A 25,241-nucleotide genomic window follows, 5' to 3' on the forward strand; every position below is an offset into this window, starting at 1 on the left:
ACGGTTAGAACCGTCCTTACCACTCACGAGCCCCACGCTTACCGCAGCTTCCGGATCACCCCGCGCACCACCAACGGCGTCACGATCGCCACGAAAAGCACCAGCGCCGCCCAGCCCCCGAAGCCGCCGAATCCACCCTCGTCGTAGGACGCCGGCGCGGCTTCCCGCCAGTTCTTCGAGCCGCCACCGGCCGACTCCTCGTCGGGGCCCGCCGTCGCGGTGGCGGTCTTGTCGCCGGCGGCCGGACCCGTGCTCGGGCCGGTCGACGCGTTCGGTCCGGCGGCCCCCTTCCCGGCCGCCGGTTTGCCGTTCGGGGCGATGATCCCGGCGGTCACCAGCGGGTCGGGCGGGCTGGAGGCACCCGCGCCGAGGCTGCCGTGGAAGGTCGGGTTGGCGCAGTTGCCCGCGTTCAGCTGTTTCGGCGGCTGCCCGGTGAGCCGCGCGTTGGAGTTCATGATCTCCTGCGATAGGTTCGGCGGCAGCGGCGAATAGCCGATGCGGGCCATGTTGATCTGGCCGTCGCACGCGACGTGTTCGAGGAACGCGGTCATCGTGTCGGTCTTGCCCTGGTCGCCATAGCCGCCGCGGCAGGTGTCCCGGCCGCTCGTGCACGGCATCATGATGTAGGAGTACGCCGAAATCGGGTACGTCTTCGGGTCGGCGTTCGAGTAGACCTTGTCGAGTTTCTGGCTGAGGTCCGGGCGGAGTTCCGCGAACTTCAGCGCGGAGGCGATGTTCTCCGCGTAGGGCTGCGTGTACTGCCCCGCGCCGTTCTGCACCCAGGCCGACGGCACGTTGTGGCGCTGCGCGTAGGCGAATTCGTCGTAGGCGATGGAGAACGGGATGGTCGCTTTGCCGATGGCCTGCGCGATCTGGTCCGAGTCCGCCAGCAGCCGGTACCAGTCGGCGTCCGGCCCACGCTCGGGCAGCTGGATCGGGCGCACCCCGGCGGGCAGGCTGCCCATCCCGTTGCCGACGTTGCGGGCGACGAAGCGCTGGTAGGCGTCGGGGGCCGCATGCGCGATGAAGTCGTAGAACAGCGCCGTCGTCCCGGATTGCCCGGTCCGCCCGACCAGCGTGATGGGCTGGTCCGGCAGCGACTTCGCGCCGTTGGTCGCGGTGATCGCCGGATCGCTCCAGCGCGTGATGTCCCGGCTGAAGATCCGGCCGATCACTTCGCGGGTGAGGTGCAGGTAGTCGACCCGTTTGCCCGCCTGGTCGGTGACGTTGTACATGACGGCGACCGCGCCGGCGACGTCCGGTACGTACTGGTAGCCGCGGGTCTGCGCGGTCACGCCGCCACCGCCGGCCGCGAGCAGCGAGGACACCTCGGCCTCGGTCCCGCCGAAGTCGACCGTCCGGTCGCCGTACTGGTTGACCCCGGCGGGCGAGTTGGTCGCCGAGTAGTTGATCGGGATACCCCGCGACGTCGCACCGTTCTGCCAGTCGGTCATCGCCACCCCGACATAGCTGGACCCCGAGCCCGTGACCCTGCTGAGCGCCGCCGCGCCGGGCGCGCCCGCCACGGAAATCGAGAGCAGCAGCGCCGAGATCCCGCCCAAAGCGCCCACTCTGCGCAAGGTCGTCATCCGAATCGCCCGTTCACGTAGTCGTAGGTGCGTTCGTCCGACGGCGCGTTGAAGATCGTGTCCGTCGGACCGTGTTCGATCACCCGGCCGGGTTCGTTCTCGGCCGCGAGGAAGAACGCGCAATGGTCCGAAACCCGTTGTGCCTGCTGCATGTTGTGCGTGACGATCACGACGGTGACCTCGTGCCCGATCTCGGCGATCGTCTGCTCGATCCGCCGGGTCGACGTGGGGTCGAGGGCAGAGCAGGGCTCGTCCATCAGGAGCACATTGGGCTGCACCGCGAGCGAACGGGCGATGCAGAGCCGCTGCTGCTGCCCACCGGAGAGGGCGCCGCCCGGAGAGCCCAGCCGGTCACGGACCTCACGCCACAGCCCGGCGCGTTCGAGGCTCTGTTCCACCAGCGCGTTCTTGTCGTCGCATTTGACGCCGGCGAGTTTCAGCCCCGCGAGCACGTTGTCCCTGATGGACATCGCTGGGAACGGGTTCGGCTTCTGGAACACCATGCCGATACGCAGCCGGACCTGCTGCGGCCGGGTCCCGTCGGCGTAGATGTCCTGGCCGTCCAACAGAACCTCGCCGGTCAGCGACGCCGACGGGACGAGCTCGTGCATCCGGTTGAGGATGCGCAGGAAGGTCGACTTGCCACAGCCCGACGGGCCGATCAGCGCGGTCACCTCTTTGGCGGGCATCCGCAACGACACGCCTTCGAGGACCAGCCGGTCACCGAACCAGGCGCCGATCTCGCGCGACTCGAGTTCCGCCGCACCGGGCGGGGGACCGCCGGTCAGGGTGACCTGCGGCCTGCCGTCGGCGTCGCGGGGAGTGAGATAGCCGGTGGAGTACGGGTTTTCCCCGCTATCGTCCACAGTGGACAATTCGGTGGTGTCGGTCACCGGTTCTCCTTCGTTCTTTTCGCCTTGCGCTTCGACCGGTCACGCCCGACGATCCTGGCGATCGCGAACAGGCCGAAGATGAGCAGGATCAGCACGAGCGCGCCGACGTAACCGCGCTGCTGGACGTTTTCCAGCGGCTGCTTGATGAAGCGGAAGATGAACAGCGGGATGCTCTCCTGTGGCGCGGAGAACGGGTTGGCGTTCATCGCGAGCGAGCCGAACGAGGTGAACAGCAGCGGTGCCGTTTCGCCCGCCACCCGGGCGATGCCGAGGATCACGGCGGTGGTGACGCCGGTGCGCGCGGTGGGCAGCACCACCGACCACACCGTCCTCGCCCGGCTCGCCCCGAGGGCCAGCGACGCCTCGCGCAGGCCGTCCGGGACCAGCCGGAGCACCACGTCCACGGTCCGCGTCACCGTCGGCAGCATGACCATCGTCAGCGCCAGGGTGGCCATCAAACCGTTGTAGCTGAACAGTCCCACGCCAGCCTGGATACCGGGGATGATCAGTGCCGCGTAGATGAACAGGCCGGCCACGATCGACGGCAGACCGCTCATCGCGTCGACCATGATCCGCACCGGACGGCGGAACCGCGACCGCGTCTCGTTCAGGAAGATCGCGGTGAGCACGCCCAGCGGAACGACGAACACCAGGGTCAGCGCGGTCTGCTGAAGGGTGCCGACGACGGCGTGCAGACCACCGGTCGCGGTGACCGGATCGGTCGGCGCGACCGCGGACATGTCATGGGTGAAGAAGTCCAGCCGCAGGTACGGCGCGCCCTCGATCACGATGTAGGTCAACAGGAACAGCAACGGGACGAGGAGAGTGAGCGCCCCGGAGACCACGACCGTCGACACGATCCGGTCCGACGCGGCCAGTTTGCCCAAACGGTCGCGGGTGACGAGGTAGAGCATCGCCAGATACAGCAGGTACGCGACGATCAGATCCGCCAGCCAGCCAGGGGATTCCAGCAGCAGGTGCATGACGAACCAGGTGAGCAGCGTGGCCGAAACCGCGCAGCCGAGTGCCGCCAGCCGGTCCTGCCGCGTGGTCTCCGACGGGCGGCGTTTGACGAGTTTGCGCGGGCCGGACGAGACCGGGGGAGTGACTGTCGCGGTCATCAGGCATCCACCCCCGCGCCGGACCGGCTCTTGGAGATGATCACCGAAGCGGTGAAGTTCGTGGCCAAGGTGAAGACGAACAACACCAGGCCCGCCGCCATCAGTCCGGACAGCGAGAGGCCGGAGGCGCCGGAGTTGTTGGCGATGAACCCGGAGATGGTCGCGCCGCCGAACTGGAGGATGTGCTTCGTGATCTCCGGAACCTGGGGCAGCAGCAGGGAAACGGCGATCGTCTCGCCGAGCGCGCGGCCGAGCCCGAGCATCGAGCCGCCGATGATGCCGCCACGGCCGAAGGGCAGCACGACCGTTTTCACCATCCCCCACCGCGTACTGCCCAGCGCGAGCGCCGCTTCCTTTTCCCCGGGCGGGGTCTGCGCGAACACTTCACGGATCACCGAGGTCGTGATCGGCAGGACCATCAGCGAGACCACCAGGCCGGCGATGAACATGGACTGGATGTAGAGCGTGTTCTCCTTGGACGCGAACAGCGGGAACCAGCCGAGGTTCTCGGTCAGCCACGTCGAAACCGGGACGATCTGCGGGCCGAGGAAACTGAATCCCCACAAGCCGTACAACAGGCTCGGGATGGCGGCGAGCAGGTCGACGAGGCCGGTGAGAAACCCGCGGATCCGGCCGCTGGAGTACTCGGTGATGAACAGCGCAGCGAGGATGCTCAGCGGCACGGCGACTCCGACCGCGATGAGCGCGACCACGATCGTGCCGTACAGGAGGCCCAGCACGCCGAGGACGCCGGAGGCGGGGTCGAACCGGATGGTGGTGAAGAAACCGAAGCCGCTGTTGTCGAAGGCGGGCCCGGACCGATAGACCAGGAAGAAGCCGATGACCAGGAGGATGCCCAGCATGGCCAGCCCGGCGCCGGTGGTGACCCGGCGGAACGCCCGGTCGGCCCGGGAAAGGACTTCGGTGATCGCCCGCCGCACCGGTGCTCCCGGTGGGGACGGGTCGGGCCGGGGTGGCGCGACGGTCACGAGCGGCCTTCCTTCGTATCGGTAAGTAAAGGTGTTCAGGGCACACCACTTCGCCCCTCGATGCGGCCAGTATGTGGTGCCCGATCCCGCGAAAGGTGTCCACGCGGAGAACGCCCGACGGGGCGAATGTGAATGTGTGCCGGGGCGGGTCCGGGGACGGTTGACCCCGAACGGGTGACTCGGGGACGTTGGGTTTCGGTGCGGCTCGTGATCGAGTCCCGCTCTCCGCCGTATGCCCGCGCACCTTGGGAGTCGTCCGTGTTCTTCGTCCGTGCGAGACAAGTCGGGATCTTGCTGATCTGCGGGGTGCTGATGGTCACGGGTGTGTCCGTCCCCGCGGCACAGGCGCAAGCGCCGTCGAACCCGCCGTACACCCTCAAGACCGAGCCCGCCGATCTGTCGGCGGCCCGGAACGGCGAGCCGGTGCGGATCACGGTGTCGGGATTGGCGAGCGGTGCCCAGGCGTCCCTGAAGGTCTGCCCCGCGGTCCTGCCGGACAATCTGATCAAGGTCGCCGGAAAACCGCCGTGGAACCGGGAAACCTCCGTCAGCGCGCGGGTCAATGCCTACTGCGGAGGGTTGAAGGACGAGTTCATCGCGAACGCGGCGCATATGGACAGTGCCACCGGCCGCCGCAGCAGCAGGACCGGCGACATCGTCATCGACACCCAGATCCCGCTCGGCTCCACCACCCCGAAACCGATCATCTGGGACCCGCTGTACACCACCTTCAACCAGAACGCCGAAGGTCAGGCCGACAAGCCGCCCACGGTTTCCTGGGCGGCCAATCCCGACGTCGTCGATCCGGCGACCGGTGCGAAGACCCGCAACAAGTATTCCTTCCGCTGTGACGAGAACAATCCCTGTTCGGTCGCGGTCACGATCACCGCGAAGAACGCGGACGGCGCGTTCGTGACCTGGATCGACAGCTCGATCCGATTCACCCCGTCGCAGCAGGAACTCGGTGTCAAAGGGTGCAAGGGCGCCGGTCAGCACACGCTCGGCGCCAGCATGCCGGAGCGGCTGGGCCGGGCCGCGGTCGCCTGGAACCAGGCTCTCTGCGCGCCCACCCAGGCAGAGCAACCGGTCAACATCGTGAACGAGACGGAGAACGCCGGCCTGACCGCGTTCGACAAGGGCACCTCGGATCTCGTCGTCACCGGCAGCGGGAACGCGCTCGCCACCCAGACCGTCCGGGACCGGCAGTACATCCCGGTCGGGATCAACGCGGCGGTCGTGGCCGCGGTCGGCTGGTCGCCGACCGACACCGACGACAACGGGAGCTCGCTCAACGCGAAGTTCACCGGCACCCTGCGGTTCACCCACGACGAACTCGCGAACATGATCACCAAGGGCGGGCAGGAACCCGATCTGGACGGCCGGGGCGGCATCTTCCGGAACGGCTCCCCGCTCGTGAACCGCAATCCTGGGCTCGTCTCCGTCACGAGAGAGAACGAGGCGAACGCGGCCAGGGCGAGGGCTGGCGCCGAGAGCCTGGACTTCTTCGGGGTGACCGGGGAATCCGGACCGGGCACCGTCCCGCTCGCGTTGAGCAAGGTGCTCGCGGAGGCCGCGCCGTCGGCCTGGGTGTTCCCGAAGAAGGGAAAGGAATACTTCGGTGAGCTGGACGGGAAGTCGCCAGGGGTGATCTCCGATCTGAACGCGCTCGACCCCGGTGCCTTTTCGCTGCACAACGTCGACGCGAAAACCGGTCAGCTCGCCGTGCGCAAGACGGTGCAGAACGGTGTCGTCGGAACGGGATTCGTCTGCACCGGCGGCTGTATGAGCTGGGTCGTCACCGATCTCGCGACGGCGCGGGCCTACGGCTGGGCGCCGGTCGCGCTTCCGGACGGCAAGGGGAATTTCGTCGCGCCGACCAAGGAGAGCCTGCAGCTGGCGGCCGATTCGATGCAGGTCGGCGCGGACGGGACCGTGCAGCCGGGCACCGCGACCAAGGGCGGCGCGTATCCGCTGACCTTCGTCGAATACCTGGCCGCGCCGGTCAATCCGCTGATCGACGCGACCTGCAAGCCGATGACCGAGAAGCAGGCGCAGCTGAAGGCGGTCGCCGAACTGGCGAGCGGCTACGGCCAGTCGCTGCTTCCGCCGGGGATGACCCCGCTGAGCCCTGGCCTGGCGGCCACCGTTCCCGCGCGAGTGGCCAAGATCGGTACCGGGACGGTCCAAGAAGCCTGTCAGGAAAGGGAAGAAGCGAAGAATCCGCCGCCGGCGGGTGGCACTGGTGTCACGACGGCCGCCAATTCCTCGTTGTCCGGTCCCTCCGGGGGAACGGGTTCACCGGCCGGGACGTCGGCGGGGGCGGCCGCCACCGGACCCGCGCCCGCGGCCGCCCCGACCCCGGAAAGCGTGCTGGCGGCCAAGAACCTCGCCGAGTCGATCGACATCCCGAAGTTCGCCGGGGCCGGGGTGCTGGGCGCGCTCATTCCCTTGGTGGCGCTGGTGATCCTGGCGACGCTCCCGTCCGCGACGGCGTACGTCGCCGCCGGGCGCCCGGTGCCGAGGTGGCTGGTCGTCGCGCTGGCCGAGATCGGGGCCGCGTTCGCCATGCTCTTCGGGCTCCTGCGGCGGAAATCGGCCGGAGGAGCGGCATGAGCACCTCCGTCGAAGAGAGACAGGGCGAACCGGACACCCGGTTCCTGAGTTTCGGTCCGGGATGGATCGGCACCGTCGTCGCCGCCTGGCTGGTCACCACCTTGGTGGCGCTGGCCCTGGTCGTCTACGCGCTGGGGCCGATGCTCCAGGCGAGCGACCAGCGGAAGGCACTGACCGAGATCCGCGGTGAGATCGGCCTGGCGCTGGGGGCCAGCCAGAGCCTCTTCGGTGCCCCTCCGCCCACCGAACCGGTCGAGTTCGGGAAGCCGGTCGCCGTGCTGGAGATTCCCGCGCTGAAGCTGCAGCAGGTCGTCGTCGAAGGCGCGTCGAGCGGGGAGACCGCGTCCGGCCCTGGCCACGTGCCCGGCACCGCCGGTCCGGGGCAGCCGGGCAACGCCGCGATCGCGGCGCGCAACGCGGGTTACGGTGGCCCGTTCGGTTCCCTGGACGCGCTGGAACCCGGTGACGAGATCGTCGTCGCGACGACTCAGGGCAAGTCCGTCTACCGGGTGACCGAGAAGGCCACCCGCCCGCTCGACGAGGGGGTGGACTACGGCAAGACCCAGAACGATCGGCTGACCTTGGTGACCTCGGCGTCCTGGTGGCCGCTGGCGGCGGAGGAGGCGACCGTGGTGACCGCCGTCCTGGAGGGCAGGCCCTTCCGGCCCACCCCGCAGAACGGCAAGGCGGACGCGCAGGACGGCCGGACCGGCGACGGCGACGCGTGGGCCGGGCTCGTGCTGGCCTTCGGCGGGTTCGTGGTGGCGGCGGCCGGGGCGACGTTCCTCTACCGCCGGTGGCGGCCGGTCTCCACCTACGTCATCACCGGTCCGGTGCTGCTCACCCTGGCGTCACTGGCGGCTTTGGCGCTTTGGCGGCTTTTCCCCGCATGGGCTTAGCGCGATTTCGGTCTTTTCGGACCGAAATCACTCCCACGATGTGGATCTTCCCCCGATACCGACTTTGGTCGGTGGACTCCTCACTGATCGCTCTTTAGATTCTCCCCATTACACCCGGTCAGGGGTAATTCATTCGGGTAGCCGAAGGAATTCCTGTCACGGGCTGTGCCGTGTGGGAACAGGGAGAATTCAATGAGCAGATTCAGCCGGGTGGTCACATGCTCGGTTCCGGTCGCGGTCGGTGCTTTGCTGCTGTCGACCGCGGTTTCCGGTGCCCAGCCGTCGGAGGAGGTGCGCACCCAGGCCGGGATCAGCGCCCTGCAGAGCATCAAGAAGAGCCTCACCCCGGCCGAGCGCAAGCAGTCGAGCCAGCTCGTCGTCGAGAAGCGCCTCCGCGCCGACAAGGGCCTGGCGGGCAAGCTCCCCGAGTACCGGACCGGGCTGGGCGTCAGCGACGCCGGCACCGTCGCGGTGGACATCAAGGGCGCCGGACAGGCCCTGGTGGACGCCGTCAAGGCGGCGGGTGGCACCGTCCGCTACGCCTCACCCGCCGGTGCGATCCGCGCCGACCTCCCCCTGACCGCCGTCGACGCGATCGCCGGACGCGGTGACGTCGCCGAGGTCAAGGCCGCCTCCCAGGCCATGACCTGGAACGAATCCGCCCCGCAGGACCGGCGCCAGGCCGCGGCCAAGAAGACCGCCGCCGCGCTGCAGGTCGCCGAGGGCGACAAGGCGCACGGCAACGACACCGCCCGCACCAAGTACGGCGTCACCGGCGCGGGCCAGAAGGTCTGCGTGCTTTCGGACGGCATCAAGTCGCTCCAGGCGTCGCAGACCGCCGGCGAACTCCCCGCCGTCGACGTCCTCCCCGGCCAGGCCGGCAGCGGTGACGAAGGCACCGCGATGCTGGAGATCATCCACGACATGGCGCCCGGCGCCGCGCTCGGTTTCGCGACCGCCTTCACCAGCGAGCAGAGCTTCGCCGACAACATCCGCGCCCTGCGCACCACCGGCAAGTGCACGATCATCGTCGACGACGTCTCCTACTTCGACGAGTCGCCGTTCCAGGACGGCCCGGTCGCGCAGGCCGTCAACGACGTGACCGCGAACGGCGCGCTCTACTTCTCCTCCGCGGGGAACTCGGGCAATCTGACCGACGGCACCAGCGGCTACTACGAAGGTGACTTCCGCGGCTCCGGCAGCAAGATCTCCGGGATCACCGGCACACCGCACGACTTCGACCCGAGCGCGACGACCCAGCTGTACAACGCGCTGTCGCCGAACTCGGTCGGCCGCTACGTCACCCTGTTCTGGTCCGACCCGTGGGGCAAGGCCACCAGCGACTACGACCTGTTCGTCCTGAACTCGTCCGGCGCGGTCGTCGCCTCCAGCGAGGGCGCGCAGAACGGCACCCAGAACCCGTACGAGATCGCCCAGGTCCCCGCCAGCGGCTCGGGCTTCAAGGTCGCCGTGGTCAAGTACAGCGGCTCCGACCGGTTCATCGCGCTCAACGTGATCCGCGGCCGCTTCGTCGCTTCGGGTGACCTGAAAGCCTTCAGCACCAACGGTGTCACCTCCGGCCACTCGGCGGCCGTCAACGCCTTCAGCGTCGCGGCCGCCCCGGCCGCCGGTGCCTTCGGCCGCGCGCTCGAAGCCGGTGACCCGGCGAACCCGGCCGGACCGTACCCGGGCCTGTTCACCGCCGCCAGCAAATGGGAGCGGTTCACTTCGGACGGTCGCCGTCACCAGTTCTACAACCCGGACGGCTCGGTGATCACCCCGGGCAACGTGTCCTCGACCGGTGGTGCGACGCGGAACAAGCCGGACATCACCGCGGCCGACGGCGTCGCGACCTCGGTGACCGGCTTCCAGCCGTTCTTCGGGACCTCGGCCGCCGCGCCGAGCGCCGCCGCCATCGCCGCGCTGCTGAAGCAGGGCAAGCCGGCCGCGACCCAGGCGGAGATCCGGAACGCGCTGGTGTCGACCGCGATCGACCTCGGTGCCCCGGGCTTCGACCCGGTCACCGGCGCGGGCGTGATCATGACCGGCCCGGCGCTCGACGCACTGGGCGTCGCCCCGAAGTAGCCGCGTAGCGCGTGAAGGCCCCCTTCCCTCGGTGGAGTCCAGGTATGCCGCGCGCCAGCGCGTCCGTTGAGGGCGGTGGCGGGGGCATGGATGGACGAGGGAAGGGGGCCTTCACGCGCTAGGAGGTGGTCAGGACTTGACGCAGGAAAGACCGTTCGGGCCGGAGACGGTCAGGAAGCCGTACCGCTTGATGGTGGTGGCGAGCTGGCCACCGCACAGCGGGCTGGCGGTCGCGGCGGTGTCACCGGCGGCGAAGCCGACGGCGCGCTGGGCCTGGTCGTAGCTCGGCGTGCGGGTGTCGAGCACGTGGTAGACGCTGCGCGAGCCCAGGAACGCCGTGGTGAAGGCCGGGGTGTAGTTGCCGGCCGAACCGGCGACCGGGGAGCCGTCGAAGCCGGCGCCGGTCAGCGGGTTCACGGTGAAGCCCGCGCGCTTGTCCGCGGTCACCGCGTTGCCCTGGGCGATCCACTGCGCGATGGAGAACGGGGCGATCGCGTTGGCACGGTCGGCGGCGGCGATGGAGTTGCCGTCGTGCTCCTGGAACCGCTTGATGGTGACCGGCTTGGTGGTGGGGTCGAAGCCGAGGACGGTGGTGGTGAAGAAGCTCAGCGTGCCGGAGCCGGTCTGGGGCAGGTAGACGACGATGGCGGCGTTGGCGCCACCGACCTGGTTCCAGTTGGTGATGGAGCCGTCGTAGATGCCGCGCAGCTGCGCCAGCGTGAGCGACAGGCCCGCGCCCGAGCCGGTCGCCGAGGACGACCAGGTGACACCGTCGGTGGCGAACGAGTAGTACTCGAACGACGCGGGGTCGGACGAGCCGCGGGGCGAGGACGACCGCGCGATGTCGATCTTGCCGTCGCCCGCGTCACCGGAGGCCTTGAGCGCGGCCTTGCCCTGGGACGAGCCGTTCGGCGGGAGGGTGGTCGAGGTGTTGTAGACGACCTCGTCGGCGTACAGGTCACCGGGCACGGTGAAGGTGCCGCCCGGGGCCAGCAGCGGCGGGATGTTGACGTGGTTGTCGGGGTCGCTGTTCCAGGCGGCGCCGTTGGCGTTGGCCAGGATCGCGCCGGTGATGTCGACGGTGGTGTCCGAACCCGCCGCGGCCAGGACGTCTTCGAGGCCGTTGGCCGGGGCGACCGCCGAGGCGGTGCCGGTCAGGGTGAGGCAGGCACACGCGGCGATGGCGGTGGCGCCGAGAAACCGAGTGGTACGAGCACGCATCTTGTTTGCACTCTTTCTCTAGTCCCCAAGTCGTCACGGGATTCCGTGACTTGGCCCAATCCTCGCTCCGCAACACTGTCCGGCGGCGGTGCTTCGCGTTCCCGCCCGACGTCCTGGTGGTTAATCTCCGGGGAACGCACTTTCCGTGAGCGGCCGTCACGGAGAACGATTCGGTGAAATACCGCCGGAATCGCGCCGGTATTTCCGGCGCCAATCGGCTATCGTCTCGATTCCTTCGCCGATGGACGCCTCGGTGGTGGCCGAGCGGAATCGGTCGAGGCCGCGCTGCGCCTCGATACGCCGCCCGTAGGCGTGGCTGGCGATCGCGACGATCCGGTCTTCCCGGTGCAGGCGCCAGCGCCACCGCCCACCGCTGAGATGACTGAAATCGCTGGTCAGCTCGGAAATGTGGGTACTGAGCCAGGCGATCGCGGCGAGGCATTCCTCGGCTCGCGGATAGTCGTCGGGCGCCGAACCCAGCGACACGTTGTTGCCGCCGAGCAGCCGCCATCGAATGGTCTGCTCGCCGGTCTGGACGAGCTGAAAGCGTGGATTCTTCTTCACCGTTCACCGTCCTGACGGCGAGGTGAACGGTGTGAATTCCCCCTGATCACATCCGGTGAATCGCCGCGATGTGGTGAAGGGGTTACCAGTTTTCGTGAAGGCGCGACGGCCGACGGGTGAACGTTTTCCCCCGGCGGCGGCGCGCTAGCCTGAACGGACGCGGGTAATCGGAAAACAATCACCGAGCCGGATCGGTCCGGCACGGTCTGCGAGGAGGATCGATGGGCAACGGCAGGACCGCGGTCGTCACCGGGGCGGGCTCCGGGCTCGGCAGGGAGATCTCTCGCGCGTTACTCGGCGCCGGCTACCGGGTCGCCCTCGCCGGCCGCCGCGCCGAAGCGCTGGCCGAGACCGCGGACGACGCCGCGAACGCGCTCGCCGTGCCCACCGACGTCACCGATCCGGATTCCGTCGCCGCCTTGTTCGAGACGGTGCGTGCGGAGTGGGGGCGGCTGGATCTCCTGGTGAACAACGCGGGTGTGTCGGTGGGCGGGACCGTCGACGAACTGTCCTTCGCGGACTGGAAGCGTGCCGTCGACACGAACCTGACCGGGATGTTCCTGTGCGCGCGGCAGGCCGTGCGGCTGATGAAGGCGCAGGACCCGCGCGGCGGCCGGATCGTCAACAACGGTTCGATCTCCGCGCACGCCCCGCGTCCCGCGTCCGTCGCCTACACCGCGACGAAACACGCGGTCACCGGGTTGACGAAGTCGATCTCCCTCGACGGCCGCGCCTGGAACGTCGCTTGTGGACAGATCGACATCGGCAACGCCGCCACCGAGATGACCCTGCGGATGGCCGATGGGATCCCGCAGGCCGACGGCAGCGTCAAGGCCGAGCCGACCTTCGACGCCCGGCACGTCGCGGACGCCGTGCTGTACATGGCCGGGCTGCCGCTGGACGCGAACGTCCAGTTCCTGACCGTCACGGCGACCGCGATGCCGTACATCGGGCGCGGCTAGCGATCGTGTTCGGGCGCTTGCTGGATGCGGGCTTCGGTGTCGCGAAAGCCACTTTCGGGACATCACACGTCGCGAAAGTGGCTTTCGCGACGTGTCCGAGCCTTCCGTCGCCCGTAAGGACCCCTGTGGCGAAGGGGACTTTCCTCGCGTGCGATGAGAGGAAAGCTCCCTTCACCTCGCCGAGCACCCCCGGACTCGCCACCCGGCAGGACCCCTTTGCCTTACCGCTCACGAGAGATCACGGGATCACCTTCGCCTTCCGGAACTCGTCGAACAGCCGGAAGAACATCGCCGACGTCTCCGTGTACTCGTGGAATCCCGCGCGCCGCGCCTTCGAGCCGTCCGCGAACATGTCGTAGTCCCAGCCGAACACGAAGTCCGCGAACGCCCACGACGACGAAACGGCGCTGTACGGCACTTCGAGGCCGTACTTCGCGGCGATCGAAGTCCAGAGCTCCTCCTTGTCCGCCATGACGACGTCCAGCGACATCGGCAGCGGCGGCGCCACCTCCAGGTCGAAGTACCGCGCGATCCGCGGCCAGAGGTCGCTCCATCGGAACAGGTCTCCGTTCGCGATGTTGTACGCCTCGTTCTCCGCTCCGGCCGCCCACACGGTGGCCTTCGCGAGCAGACCGGCGTCGGTCATTTCCAGGAGGCTGTCGTACGCGCCGGGTTTGCCGGGGAACCGCAGCGGCAGCCCGAGTTCCTTCGAGATCGACGCGTAGACCGCGATGGCCAGCGCGAGGTTCATCGGGTTGCCCAGCGCGGTCCCGCCGACCACCGACGGCCGGATCGCCGACCACGTCCAGGTCTTCCCCGCTTGGCGGTGCTCCAAAAAGGACTGCTGATCGACGTTGAACTCGGGCGGCATGTGCCCGGCGTCGTCCTCGCGCGCCGGGGTCTTGAACGGGCCGAGGTGGGCGCCGTACACCTTGTAGCCCTGCATGAGGCTGACGTGACGCAGGCCGGGTGCCGCGGGTTCGATCGCGTCGACGAGGTTGGTCAGCATCGCCAGGTTCGGCGGGACCAGCTCGGCCCAGGTCGGCTTGTCGACATAGGCCGCGTAGAACACGTGCGTGACGTCGTCCAGGCCGCCGAGTTTCGCGCGGGTGTCCTCCGCGTCGAGCAGGTCGACCGCGATCTGGCCGGGGCCGCCGCGCCGCGACAGGCCGATGACGCGCCAGCCGGGCAGGGTTTCCAGGTGTTCGATCAGGTTCTTGCCGATGACCCCGTTGGCCCCGGCGACCAGGGCGACCTTGCGTTCTTCGTTCATGTCCTCGAGCCTGGACCCAGCCCGCAGATAAGTCCAAGGCATAGATCTCACCGGTCCGATAAACTCTCTTCATGACTAGCTTGCGGCAACTCGAGTACCTGGTGACCGTCGTCGACACCGGCTCGTTCACCAAGGCCGCCGAAATGCTGCATGTGACGCAGCCCGCGCTGTCGCATCAGGTGCGCGCGCTGGAGAAGGGCGTCGGCGGCCCGCTGCTCGAACGGCTGCCGCGCAACGTCCGGCTCACCCCGATGGGGCGCGCCATGCTGCCGCACGCCCGCGCCACCCTCGCCGACGCCGAACGCGCGCGGTGCGCGGCCCGGCAGGCGTCCGGGCTGGAGGCCGGGGAGCTCCAGATCGCGACGGTCTACTCGGTCGGCATCGGAGTCCTGCCCGCGGCGTTGCGGGTCTGGCGCCGGGAGCGGCCGGAGGTCGACGTCCGGCTGGTGGAGTTCCGGCACGCGGACGAGCTCCGCGAGGCCATGGCGGCGGGGGAGGCCGACGTCGCGGTCGGTCCGGTCCCGCCGGGTTGGGACGGGCCGGTCCGCGAGATCGGTGCCGAGGAGTTCGTCGTGGTCCTGCCGATCGACGGGCCGCGCGAGGACGACGGCACCGGCGTCGTCGATCTGGCGACCCTCGCGGACTGCGCGTGGGTGCACTACGCGCCGGGCAACGGCCTCGCCGACCTCGTCGACCAGGCGTGCGCCGCGGCGGGGTTCCAGCCCAGGGCGGCGGTCCGGACCGAACAGAGCGCGGCGGCGCCGGTGCTCGCGGCGGCGGGTCTCGGTCCCGCGCTGGTCCCGGCCAACGTCCTGCCCGAAGGTTTCCCTGGCCGCGTCCTCCGGCCCGAACCGGCGATCCGGCGCACGCTCGCCGCCTATTGCCGCAGCACGCCCGACCCGCTGACCGCGGCCTTCATCGACGTCGTCGCGGGGGAGTGCACGCTCGGATCACCGCACGGAGGCGCCTGACAGGTCCACCCCGCCGAACGGCGTCGCCTTGACGTCGCCCACCCGGTCCGCCCAGACGGCGTGCCCGTGCCCGGACCACAGCGGCACGACCGGGAGATCCCGGAGCAGCTGGTTCTCCACCAGCCGGTAGACCTCGCCGCTCTCGCCCGCTTCGATCTCCTCGGCGGATTTCAGCAGGTCGGCGAATCCGTCGCTCTGGTAGCCGGTCGCCTTCACGATCTCGGCCAGCACTTCCTGCGGGCTCGGCGTCGTCAGGGCGACGTCGATCGCGAACGGTCCTTGTCCGGGCTCGGCGGCGAGCGGGACACCGACCGTCTTGCCGACCTGCTCCGCGAGCGGTCGCTGCCAGCTCGCCTGCGACTGTCCGAAGTGGACAGGTGTGGCCGGGAACTCCGCTTGGGTCAGCAGGGATTTCCCGGCTTCGGCGTCGAACGTGCAGGGGCGGCAGGTGCTGCTGCGCTCACCCGGCGCGACGGCGGGCGGCAGCAGCGATTTCGCCGGATCCACCTGCTTGCCGAGGGCGCCGGCCTCCAGTGCCGCGCGATCGATCCCGAGCGCGAAGCCGTGCCGGACGGTCGCGTCGGAGAAATGCGGTGCGGTCAAGGGAAACCCGAGGTAGGCGACGGTGGGCAGGGCCCACATCACGTGCCGTTGCGCGAAGTCGGCGTGCATGGCCTCGTGGCGATCGCCGGGGACGAACGTGGCGAGATCGAGCTTTCCGGCCTTGACCTCGTCGTACTGCGCCGCCGCGTCGCCGGTCTCGAGTTCGATCACGCGCGCCTTGCCCGCCGCGTCCGCCACCCGGACCAGTTTGCCGCCCGACGGCTGCCACGTGCCCTCCAGCCGGAACGGCCCGTTGCCGACGGGCCGCTGCGCGAAACCGGCCCAGTCACGGGAAGCCAGCGCCGACGCGGGCAGGGGGACCAGCGCGGGCGACGACAGCAGCGCCGGAACCTGACCCGACGGCCGGTCGAGCACGAGCCGGATGGTCAGCGGATCCGGCGCGGTGATCTCCTTGGTGCGCAGGAGATCCTTGAGCACCCGCGACGCCTGCCACTGCTCCGCGCCGATCGCCTTCCAGGTGTCCACATAGGACTGCGCGGTCACCGGCGTGCCGTCGTGGAACTTCCCGCCGTCCTTGAGCTTCACCGTCCACGTGATCCGATCGGCGCTGGTGAACGCTTCGGCCGCGCGCGGCGCCGTCTTCCCCGTCACCGGGTCGTAGTCGGCCAGCGGCGTCCACAGCGCGCCGGTGACCATCCGTCCGGACTGGTCGCGGACGTCGGCGGGCAGCAGGGTCGCCGGGGCGGCCAGGCCCACGCGAAGAACGTCCGGTGCGGGCGGTTCGCCGGATTCGGTGCAGCCCGCCGCGACCAGGACGGCGGCGAGGAGCGGGGCCAGAAGACGCAAGCGCATGGTCATGTCATAGCAGTCCCACACCGACCATTGGTGGTTGTGCGGGCAAAGTGGCGATCATAGAGTGCAGTGACCAGCCTGGGAGGTTTCTGTGCGAGGAAACTGGTTGCTCCGTTCGTGTTTGGCGCTCACCACGGTCACCGCGACCCTGATCGCCACCGGCCTGCCCGCCGCGGCGTGCGGCGACGAGGACAAACCGGCCGCCGAAAAGGTCCGGGTCGCCGGCGCGCCCGGCGCGGTGAAGAACGTGAAGGCCGTCGGCAACGTGCCCGACGCGCAGGGCGCCATCGCCATGGGGTTCCTGCAGTACGGCAAGCGTGACGTCATGGCGGTTTCCGGCGAGTTCGGCCTGAAGGTCTACGACCTGACGAAGAACCCCACCGCCCCGAAGCTGATCGGCGAGGTCAGCCTTCCCGGCCTGTGGGAGACCGAGGACACCGAGGTCGACGTCAAGCGCAAGCTCGTCTTCCTCGCGCGGGACCCGCGTGCCTACGGCGGAACCACGCAGACCGGCGAGTCCGGTATCTACATCATCGACCTGAAGAACCCGGACAAACCGGTCCTCCTGAGCTACACCAAGGTGCCCGCCGGTCATACGACCAGCTGCGTCGACGACTGCCGGTACCTGTGGACCGGTGGCCCGTCCAAGGCCGCGAACCAGCCCGCGGAGTGGGGTGGCCGCCCGATCTGGGTGACCGACATCCGCGACCCGCGCAACCCCAAGACGTTCCCGAACCCGATCGAACTCGCCCGCAACGACGGCAAGACCGACTACGTGCACGACGTCCAGGTCGACGCCGAGGGCGTGGCGTGGGTTTCCGGGCGGGGCGGCGTCCGCGGCTACTGGACCAACGGCTACCACCGCGATCCCGTGCAGGGGAAGGTCCGCCGTGCGACGCCGTTCGACCCGGTGCCCTACGCGGGCGGTGGGATCGAGGAGACGGCGGCGCCCTCGAAGTTCATGCACAACAGCTTCCACCCGGCGGGACACCGCTCCGCCGACGGCGCCGACTCGAACCGCTGGCGCGGCCGCGACCTGATCTACGCCACCGAAGAGTCGTTCCTCGACGGCTGTGCCGGTGACGGCGTGCTGACGATCTCGTCGCTGCAGAACTCCTACAACGGCGAAGGCTGGCGTTCGACGCCGGAGAAGCCGTTCCGCCTCAAGTCCGTCGGCACCTGGAGCGTCGCCGGGCAGGAGGGCAGCGACCCGGCGTCGGGTGACTGCTCCGCGCACTACTTCGACATCCGCGGCAAGGTCCTCGTGCAGTCGTTCTACGCGCAGGGCACGCGGTTCCTCGACGTCAGCGACCCGACCGACCCGAAGCAGATCGCCTACTTCCGCCCGGCGGACGCCAGCGCGTGGGCGCCCTACTGGCACAAGGGTTACGTCTATGTCGCCGACAACACTCGCGGAATCGACATCCTGAAGCTCACCGCCTGAGGCAGGATCTTCCCCATGCGCACCATGGGGAAGATCCTGGGGATCACGGCCGCGATCGTCCTGCTCGCGGCCTGTGATCCGGTCCCGCCGAAGGAAGTGGCCGTCCACACCGATCCGGCGCCGGTCGCCGAGACGTTCCCGGAGGTCGGCGAGATCGTCCAGGCGTCCTGGGTCGAGGAGCGGATGGGCACCTCCGAAGGGCGGGACGCGGCGCCGGGGCCGTCCGACTTCCGGCTGTCCGCGGTGGTGAAGCTGCGTCGCGAGGCCGTCGCGAAGGTGCTGTCCGGCTACAAGTGCCAGGCGGCTTCACCCGCGGTGCCCGAGTCCTTGAAGGGACTCTTCCCGTCCGGGATGAAGTGGCTTTCCTGCGAGCTTCCCATGAACGGCAAGGCGCGGACGGCGTTCGTCGCCGACGGGTCCGAACAGGCCTTCCTCTCTTCGACAACCATGTAACGGTTCCGTGGCGGAACTGTCGCGGGACCATCACGGCAGCGGGACGATCCGTTCCTAGCTTGGCGTCATGACCACCTTGCTCGAGCGGGCCCCGGTCCCCGTCGCCGGGAAGACTCCGCGGCGAAGCGTCACGGCACTGTTCGCGATCGCCCTCCTCGTCGCCGGATACACCGGGTTCCGGATGCCGGGGGAGTGGGCGGCCACCCTGCAGGCCGTGTCCCTGACGGACGGATTCCACCGCCGTTTCCTCGTCGGCACGCTCCTGAAACCCTTCGGGCACGACTACGCGGTCTTCGCGGTCGCGAGTTTCGCCGTCCTCGGCGCGGTACTGGCGGTCTTGACGCTCGCCTTCTTCCGCAGTCGCAGCGAAAGCCGGCGGTGGTTGATCGTCGTCTGGCTTCTGTTGCCGACCGGCGGCTACCTGTTCCACGAGGTCGGCTACTTCGACCAGGTGCTGTATCTCCTGCTGTTCGGCGCACTGTGGGCGACCCACCGGAACAAGCTTGTGCCGGCGAGCGCGCTGATGGCGCTTTCGGTGACGGTGCACGAGATCGCGTTGCTCACCGTGCTGCCGATCTTCGGATTCGCCTTGCTGCGGAAGGTTCCGCTCCGGCGCGCGTGCGCGCTGCTCAGTCCGTCCGCGATCCTCGGCCTCGGGATTCTCGCGCTGCCGCCCGCCGCTCCCGGCACCGTCGACGCTCTCGGGCGCTTACTGTCCACAGCGGACTTCCGCTACCGCGCCGACGCGCTGCACCTGTTCGGGCGCACCCAGGCCGAAAGCTGGCGGCTGTACTCGATCACCGGTGTCCTGCTCTACCTGCTGCCGATCGTGGCCGTGGTGCTCGGGGGTTTCCTTTACCTGCACCGTCCGACGCTCTCCGCCGTGGTGCCCGCCGCCGCGATCGCGGCGCCGGTGCTGCTCGCCTTCGGCGGCTGGGACGACGCCCGATGGGGCTTCCTGCTGGTCACCGGCTTCTTCGTGGTGGTGTGGCTCTGGCTCGGCCACCGCGAGCTGAAACTGTCCCAGATCGGTGTGTTGACCGCGCTCGTGCTGGTCCTCACGCACGTCCCGATGCCGTATTTCGACGGTTACGCGCCACGGTGGCTCACTCTGGTGACTCCCGTGGAAGCCGCACGGTGAAAACGGCGCCGCGATCGTTGTCCACGGTGACGTCCCCGCCGTGGATCAGCGCGTTCTCCCTGGCGATCGACAACCCCAGCCCACTGCCCTCGGTCGCCTGGCGCGCGTGATCGCCGCGTACGAACCGGTCGAACAGGATCGGTCGTAACTCCTCGGGCACGCCAGGTCCGGCGTCGGAAACCCGGATCAGCACCGCGTCGGAAAGGCCTTCCACCGTCACGGTGATCGGCGTCCGGCCGTACCGCTCGGCGTTGACCAGCAGGTTGCCCACGATGGTGTGGACGCGGCGCGGGTCGGCGGAGACGGTCGTGTCGCCGGTACTCGTCACCTGGACGGGCGTCTCCGGCACGCTGACCCCGATCGCGTCCTCGACGAGCGCGGGCAGGTCGACGAGTTCGGGCCGCAGGTCCGCCGAACCCGCGTCGAACCGCGAGATCTCCAGCAGATCCTCGACGAGCCGCGCCAGGCGCCGGGTCTGCGTCCCGAGCAACTCGGCCGCGCGGGTCCTGACCTCGGGCCCGGCGTCGTCGAGGGTGTCGACCGTGGCGACCATCGACGCGAGCGGGGTCCGCAGGTCGTGGGCGACGTCGGCGACGAACCGTTGCTGCTGGCGATCCTTGGCGCGCAGTTCCCCGATCGCCGCGCCGACCCGATCGGCCATCGTGTTGAACGACGCGGCGAGATCGGCGAGTTCGTCGCGGCCCTTCACCGGGACGCGGACGTCGAAGGCGCCGTCGCCCAGGTCACGCGCGGCGGAGGCGACTCGCAGCACCGGCCGCCGGATCCGGCCCGCCGCGAAGACGGCCGCCGCCACGCCGAAGACGGTGACACCGAGTGCGATCCACACCAGTTTCCAGCGCTGGGCGGCCAGATCCTGCTCGAAGCCGGTGAGGTCGAAGAACTGCACCACCCAGTACGCGACGAAGTTCCCGCTCAGCACGAGGATCCTGCGCCCGGTCGCCGGATCGGTCGTGGTCGCCGACAACAGCTTCGCCGGCCCCTGGGTCCGCTGGATGACCAGGTTCCGCACGCTTTCCAGCGCGGCTCGCCGGTCTGGAGGGGCCGCGTTCTTGGCACCCGTCGCCCAGTCGTGGCTTTGCGAAGAGGCCTTGACGACCGTGAGAGGTCCTTCGGGGGCTTTGAAGTCGTCGTTGGTCAGCTGGGGATGGCTCGTGACGAGCATCCAGTCCGCCGCGGCCTTGTCCATTCCTTGGGAGAACATCTCCAAGGCCCGGGTGGAGCCCGCCATGGACTGTTCGAGATGAGGCCATGCCTGGCCGAACATCGCTCCGAACGACGTCTTCGCCGCGGCGGTGAACCGGTCGAGCGCGTCGTCCTCCTGGATCTTGGCCGCGCTGAAGGCCATGATCACCGTCGCCGTCGTGGTCACCACCACGACCGCCGCGGTCACCCGGGCACGCAGTCCGAATCTCATTCGCCCACCAACCGGTAGCCGAGTCCGCGCACGGTCTTCAGCACCACGGGATTCGCCGGATCGTCCTCGATCTTCGCCCGCAACCGCGCGACCGCCGCGTCCACGATCCGCGAATCGCCGACATAGCCGTAGTCCCAGACCCGTTTCAGCAACGTCCGCCTGCTCAGTACCTGGTTGGGATGCTCGGCGAACTCGACCAGCAACCGGATCTCGGTCGCGGTGAGCGCCAGTTCGACGCCGTCGCGCATCACGCTCATCGCGGCCGCGTCGATCTCCAGCCGTCCGACCCGCAACTGACCGGCCGACGGCCCGGGAGCGGTGACGGCACGCCGCCCGATCGCCTTGATCCGCGCGTCGATCACCCGCGGTTCGACGGGTTTGACCACGTAGTCGTCGGCTCCGCACTCCAGCCCGGCGACGATGTCGATCGGGTCGCCGCGGGCGGTCAGCAGGACCAGCGGCAACCGGCTGCGCGCGCGGATCCGGCGGCATACCTCGAACCCGTCCATCCCGGGCAACATGACGTCGAGCAGGACGAAATCGAGTTCGCGCCGGTCGGTGAACAGCGCCTCCAGCGCCCGCTCCCCGGTCGGCGCGACGACGACGTCATGGCCGAGGGCCTTCAGCGCGAGCGTGAGCGCTTCGGCGAGTGCGACGTCGTCCTCGACGAGCAGGATGCGCGGCATGGTTCCCCCAAGATCGAAAGGCTCACCGATCGTAAGGGCGCTCTGTCGCACGGCACCGGATTCGGGGCGGAACCGTCGCGGAGCCGTGCGGTCTCGTCACAAAACCCTAGTTCTTGAGTTTGGCGTTCCAAGCCGTCAGCGTCAGTTTGCCCGTGGTCCCGAGGTCGGTGTCGACCGTGATCCGCTGCTCCGGATCGCCCTTCGCGGCCGCGACCGTCACGTAGGCGCCGGCCTCCGGCGAACCCACGGTGACCGTGTTCGACCACGAGACGACCGAGAGCAGCGTCCCGCCGGGCTGGACCTTCTGCGCGCTGACGCCGGGATCGATCGCCATATACGACGTGCCGTGCTCCACAGCGACGTTCATCGGCCGCTTTTCCTTGTCCAGCAAGCGGATTTCGGGATAGCCGGTGAGCGTGCGCGGGCTCGTGCCGCAGTTGGTGAGGGTGAGCACGACCGCGCGGTGCCCCAGCGCGGCCTCGACCGGCCCGGACTTCACCGTCACGCCGGTGTCGAGACAGCCTGCCGGGACCACCGGGCCCGGATCCGGCGTGTGGACGGTGGGCGGGACCGGCGGTGGCGGCGGAGGCTCGCCGCACCCCGCCACGACTAGCAGCAATCCACCCAGCGACCCCAGTTTCCCCAGCACGCCGGAACCTTATCCAAGTACGTGAAGGCCCCCTTCACGTACTTGGTGAGGGGGAAGGCGAACGCGGCGTGGTGCGAAAGCCACTTTCGCAACCCTCAACGTTGCGAAAGTGGCTTTCGCAACGTGTTGGGCCGATCGCTCCACGGCTGTACCTGGGCCGAAAGCGTCCTTCACCGCATCCGACGCGGCGAAGGACGCCTTCGCCCCAACTCAGGCCCCGCTCAAGACGCCAGCAACTCCTGCAGTTCCGCCACGGCCGCGGTCAGCTCCGTCGCGAACAGCTCCATCTCGTGCGCCACGTGCTTCGGCGTGCACAGGTACAGATTCAGCGACTCCGGCAGCAGCACGTACGCGACACCGATGCACTGCGGGCTGGTCGACCCGAAACCGAAGTACCGGATGTTCACCGACGGCGCCGAGCTGGTGCTCAGGTAGTCGTCGCGCATCTTCAGCCAGCCGGGCGACGAGTACAGCGCTGGGGAGTCCTCGACGCCGCGCCGCTTCTGGATCAGCTGCAACTCCCACAGGTGCTGCTCCGGCGCGTCACCAGCCTGACACTCCTTCGCCCGCGTGACGTGCTTCGCGGCCGCCGCGCGGAAGGCGGCCTGACGCGTCTGCCGGTCGGCCTGTGGGTCGTCCATCACCCGGACGAACCACTGCACTTCGGGCGTCACCACGCGCATCGCTTCGGTGCGCCCGTTCTGGTACTGCCGCGTCGCGATCGACTCGTATGTCGCGCCGGTGATCCCCTTCGCCCGCTTGTGCGCGAGCTGGTACGCCATCTGCGCGAAGGCGTCCGGGGACATGCCCAGCTCCTTCGCCCGCTTCGCGCCGAAGTCGGTGAAGGACACCGTCTTCGTAGCGGTCGCGTCGGCGTACTCGGCGAACGACGCGGCAGCGGCGCGGGCATCTTCGCGCAGCGCCTCGCCCAGGACGAACTCGATGACCTCCGACGCCGGGACGCCGTCGGCGGGCGGGCGCTCCAGCCGCGTTCCGCTCAGCAGCGCGTCGGTGAACCCGAGGATCGTGGTCCCGTCCAGTTCGCAGTGCTCGACGTTGATCCCCGCCGTGCCGTCCTCGAACACGATGAGCGAAACGGCCTTGTCGAACCAGCGGTTCCCGCTGTCGCCGTGCAACAGGTGATCGCACGCCTCCTGCGTGTTCGCCGGCGTGAAATCCTCCAGGCACAGGCAGAACAACGCCGTCTCGATGTCGTCGAGCGCGGCCGCGTTACCCGCCGCCAGCAGCGCTTCCCGCGTCGCCGCCCACTCCGCCCTCGCCTTGGTGGTGAAATGCCCGGCGGCGGTCCGCGGGTCCTCGACGAAGTTCCCCGACTTGACGATCGTCTGCAGGCCCGCGACCAGTTGATCGGGGGAATACGGGCGGCCGTCCGGCGCGATGACGTCCATCCGGAACGGGGTGTCGCGGTGGAAGACCACGATATGCCGCGCCCTCGACGGCCCCGGCCACTCCTCGCGGTACGGCGTGCGCGCGGTGTCCTGCACGGCGCCGGGGATCCGCGTCGCCGAGAACAGGAACTTGTGCTGCACCATCGACTGCGGCTGCCCGCGCAGCACGATCGGCGGCACCAGTTCCTCGTCGAGTTTCAGCTTGTAGTCCACCGCCGACGCCGCCAGCTCGGCCGCGCGCTCCAGCTGTCCCAGCGGGGATTCGGTGAACAGGAAGAAGAAGTTCGCGTTGAGCGCGATCCGGTCGCGACGGCCGAGGTACCGATACGGCCAGAAGGTGTCGAGCCAGCTGCGGACGCCTTCCCGCTGGTCGTAGGCCTGGAGCGCGCTCTGCAGTTCGTGCGCCGGGCTTCCTTCCGCGAGGAACTCGGTGACGGCGCCTTCGGTCTCGGCGAGTTCGCCGGGGGTGAGCAGCGGCGAGCACCACTCGAGGAACCGGCGGCAGGTGTCCTCCAGGCTGGGGACGGGGACCCGCGGCAGGTTGCCCTCGTTGCCGAACGTGCGGGTGGACGGTTCCGTACTGCTCACGATCATCCTTGATCTCGAAGGGGAAGGGCGTTCAGCGCGGAGGCGAGCCCGCCCGCCGCGTCGTTCGGCCGGGAAACGTACAGCCGCGCGTACAGGCGGCCGCCGTCCTCCAGCCCACGCGGGTCGACGCCCGCGACGGACAGATTGTCCAAGATCTGCGACTGTTCCTCAGCCGAAGCGAATCGCCGCTGCCGGAAGACGCCGTCGATCCCGGTCGTCTCGTAGCCCAGTTCGCCGAGGCTGTCGGCGACCGGGCCATAGGAGAACATCCGGAGGACGAAATGCGCCATCCACGGCCGGTTCTCCCGGGCGATCCGCACGAGGGTCTTCTCGGTGACGTAGCCGACGCAGCCGGTCGAGATGACGATGTCGACGCCGGCCAGCAGCGCGCGCTGCTCCTCGGACGGGTCTTCGCTCTCCAGATCCGCGTGGATCGCTTCGTCGATGAAGCCCGCGGCGAGCGCGTAGTCCAAAGCGGGCGCGGAGGCGTCGAGGCCGATGAAGCGGACTGCGTCATTCTCGACCATCCGGCGATCGCGGGCGATCAGCTCGTCCCGGCTGAGCGACTCGCCGTCCCGGTAGTGGTCGTACAGCCGCTCCATCGAAGTGCCGCATCGGTGCAGCGCCGCGTTGACGCCGTAGGAACAGCCGAGGTCGAGCACCGTCGGGACCTCGACGCCGGTCTCCGCACGGTACTCGTCGATCAGTTTCGCGAAGTAGGCCTTCGCCTGCTGCGGGATGGCGTAGTCCAGTCTTCGCAAGGTGCCGAAGAACGCGCGAGGATCGGGCTCGGTGTAGATGTCGTCGAAATTGATCTTGCCGGTCGAATCCAAAGGCACG

Annotated in this window: 21 protein-coding genes; 8 read left to right on the top strand and 13 right to left on the bottom strand. The window is 69.1% G+C overall.

The window, feature by feature from the left end; translation table 11 throughout:
• Positions 1-38: 38 nt before the first annotated feature.
• From ACOCEP_RS20105 to pstC, 4 genes are all read right to left on the bottom strand, one after another.
• Entirely contained in the window at positions 39-1,589 is a 1,551-nt protein-coding gene (locus ACOCEP_RS20105; RefSeq protein WP_482339224.1) for a substrate-binding domain-containing protein, read from the bottom strand.
• A complete protein-coding gene (locus tag ACOCEP_RS20110; RefSeq protein ID WP_200870993.1) occupies positions 1,586-2,377 on the bottom strand; it encodes a phosphate ABC transporter ATP-binding protein in 792 nt (263 codons plus the stop codon). The genes ACOCEP_RS20105 and ACOCEP_RS20110 overlap by 4 nt, the downstream gene beginning before the upstream one ends.
• A gap of 101 nt (positions 2,378-2,478) precedes the next feature.
• On the bottom strand, positions 2,479-3,603 hold the full coding sequence (gene pstA, locus ACOCEP_RS20115; protein ID WP_482339225.1) for a phosphate ABC transporter permease PstA: 1,125 nt from the start codon (positions 3,601-3,603) through the stop codon (positions 2,479-2,481).
• Positions 3,603-4,592 carry a phosphate ABC transporter permease subunit PstC gene (gene pstC, locus ACOCEP_RS20120; RefSeq protein ID WP_482339227.1) on the bottom strand — a complete coding sequence of 330 codons (990 nt, stop codon included), beginning with the start codon at positions 4,590-4,592 and terminating at the stop codon, positions 3,603-3,605. The genes pstA and pstC overlap by 1 nt, the downstream gene beginning before the upstream one ends.
• 258 nt (positions 4,593-4,850) lie before the next feature.
• Between pstC and ACOCEP_RS20125 the strand changes: the two genes are divergently transcribed.
• The 3 genes from ACOCEP_RS20125 to ACOCEP_RS20135 all read left to right on the top strand — a co-directional run bounded on the left by ACOCEP_RS20125 (position 4,851) and on the right by ACOCEP_RS20135 (position 10,189).
• Entirely contained in the window at positions 4,851-7,205 is a 2,355-nt protein-coding gene (locus ACOCEP_RS20125; protein ID WP_482339228.1) for a hypothetical protein, read from the top strand.
• Entirely contained in the window at positions 7,202-8,104 is a 903-nt protein-coding gene (locus tag ACOCEP_RS20130; protein WP_482339230.1) for a sortase, read from the top strand. Before ACOCEP_RS20125 ends, ACOCEP_RS20130 begins: the two co-directional genes overlap by 4 nt.
• Before the next feature lie 192 nt (positions 8,105-8,296).
• On the top strand, positions 8,297-10,189 hold the full coding sequence (locus ACOCEP_RS20135; protein ID WP_482339231.1) for a S8 family peptidase: 1,893 nt from the start codon (positions 8,297-8,299) through the stop codon (positions 10,187-10,189).
• A 129-nt stretch (positions 10,190-10,318) separates the two neighbouring features.
• Here the strand turns inward: ACOCEP_RS20135 and ACOCEP_RS20140 are convergent, their stop codons facing one another.
• Both ACOCEP_RS20140 and ACOCEP_RS20145 read right to left on the bottom strand, forming a co-directional pair.
• Entirely contained in the window at positions 10,319-11,410 is a 1,092-nt protein-coding gene (locus ACOCEP_RS20140; RefSeq protein WP_482339233.1) for a substrate-binding domain-containing protein, read from the bottom strand.
• Positions 11,411-11,566: 156 nt separating this feature from the next.
• Complete coding sequence (locus ACOCEP_RS20145; protein WP_482339234.1) at positions 11,567-11,974, bottom strand: YegP family protein; 408 nt, start codon at positions 11,972-11,974, stop codon at positions 11,567-11,569.
• Between the two features lie 221 nt (positions 11,975-12,195).
• Between ACOCEP_RS20145 and ACOCEP_RS20150 the strand changes: the two genes are divergently transcribed.
• Positions 12,196-12,936: an SDR family oxidoreductase gene (locus tag ACOCEP_RS20150; RefSeq protein WP_482339236.1), complete on the top strand. Its 741-nt coding sequence runs from the start codon at positions 12,196-12,198 to the stop codon at positions 12,934-12,936.
• A 238-nt stretch (positions 12,937-13,174) separates the two neighbouring features.
• Here ACOCEP_RS20150 and ACOCEP_RS20155 read toward each other — a convergent pair whose 3' ends face one another.
• Positions 13,175-14,209, bottom strand: coding sequence for an SDR family oxidoreductase (locus ACOCEP_RS20155; protein ID WP_482339238.1), 1,035 nt, complete (start codon positions 14,207-14,209; stop codon positions 13,175-13,177).
• A gap of 71 nt (positions 14,210-14,280) precedes the next feature.
• On the opposite strand from ACOCEP_RS20155, the gene ACOCEP_RS20160 reads away from it, so the two are divergent.
• The gene (locus ACOCEP_RS20160; protein ID WP_482339240.1) at positions 14,281-15,180 is read left to right on the top strand and encodes a LysR family transcriptional regulator; all 900 of its coding nucleotides are present in this window, start codon (positions 14,281-14,283) and stop codon (positions 15,178-15,180) included.
• On the opposite strand, the gene ACOCEP_RS20165 is transcribed toward ACOCEP_RS20160, so the two are convergent.
• A complete protein-coding gene (locus tag ACOCEP_RS20165; RefSeq protein WP_482339242.1) occupies positions 15,160-16,602 on the bottom strand; it encodes a peptide ABC transporter substrate-binding protein in 1,443 nt (480 codons plus the stop codon). The genes ACOCEP_RS20160 and ACOCEP_RS20165 overlap by 21 nt on opposite strands.
• Before the next feature lie 100 nt (positions 16,603-16,702).
• Between ACOCEP_RS20165 and ACOCEP_RS20170 the strand changes: the two genes are divergently transcribed.
• The 3 genes from ACOCEP_RS20170 (at position 16,703) to ACOCEP_RS20180 (ending at position 19,634) form a co-directional block, all read left to right on the top strand.
• Entirely contained in the window at positions 16,703-18,040 is a 1,338-nt protein-coding gene (locus ACOCEP_RS20170; protein WP_482339768.1) for an LVIVD repeat-containing protein, read from the top strand.
• A gap of 15 nt (positions 18,041-18,055) precedes the next feature.
• Positions 18,056-18,493 (top strand): hypothetical protein, encoded by a 438-nt coding sequence (locus ACOCEP_RS20175; RefSeq protein ID WP_482339244.1) that lies wholly within the window; start codon positions 18,056-18,058, stop codon positions 18,491-18,493.
• A 67-nt stretch (positions 18,494-18,560) separates the two neighbouring features.
• Positions 18,561-19,634, top strand: coding sequence for a hypothetical protein (locus ACOCEP_RS20180; RefSeq protein ID WP_482339246.1), 1,074 nt, complete (start codon positions 18,561-18,563; stop codon positions 19,632-19,634).
• On the opposite strand, the gene ACOCEP_RS20185 is transcribed toward ACOCEP_RS20180, so the two are convergent.
• The 5 genes from ACOCEP_RS20185 to ACOCEP_RS20205 all read right to left on the bottom strand — a co-directional run bounded on the left by ACOCEP_RS20185 (position 19,600) and on the right by ACOCEP_RS20205 (position 25,234).
• Entirely contained in the window at positions 19,600-21,069 is a 1,470-nt protein-coding gene (locus tag ACOCEP_RS20185; RefSeq protein ID WP_482339247.1) for a sensor histidine kinase, read from the bottom strand. The genes ACOCEP_RS20180 and ACOCEP_RS20185 overlap by 35 nt on opposite strands.
• The gene (locus ACOCEP_RS20190) at positions 21,066-21,755 is read right to left on the bottom strand and encodes a response regulator (RefSeq protein ID WP_482339249.1); all 690 of its coding nucleotides are present in this window, start codon (positions 21,753-21,755) and stop codon (positions 21,066-21,068) included. Before ACOCEP_RS20190 ends, ACOCEP_RS20185 begins: the two co-directional genes overlap by 4 nt.
• Before the next feature lie 106 nt (positions 21,756-21,861).
• Entirely contained in the window at positions 21,862-22,404 is a 543-nt protein-coding gene (locus ACOCEP_RS20195) for a DUF4232 domain-containing protein (RefSeq protein ID WP_482339251.1), read from the bottom strand.
• 221 nt (positions 22,405-22,625) lie between these two features.
• Entirely contained in the window at positions 22,626-24,407 is a 1,782-nt protein-coding gene (locus tag ACOCEP_RS20200) for a choline/carnitine O-acyltransferase (protein WP_482339252.1), read from the bottom strand.
• On the bottom strand, positions 24,404-25,234 hold the full coding sequence (locus ACOCEP_RS20205; RefSeq protein ID WP_482339769.1) for a class I SAM-dependent methyltransferase: 831 nt from the start codon (positions 25,232-25,234) through the stop codon (positions 24,404-24,406). The genes ACOCEP_RS20200 and ACOCEP_RS20205 overlap by 4 nt, the downstream gene beginning before the upstream one ends.
• Between the last annotated feature and the right edge of the window lie 7 nt (positions 25,235-25,241).

It is taken from the genome of Amycolatopsis sp. CA-211722 (assembly GCF_056828465.1).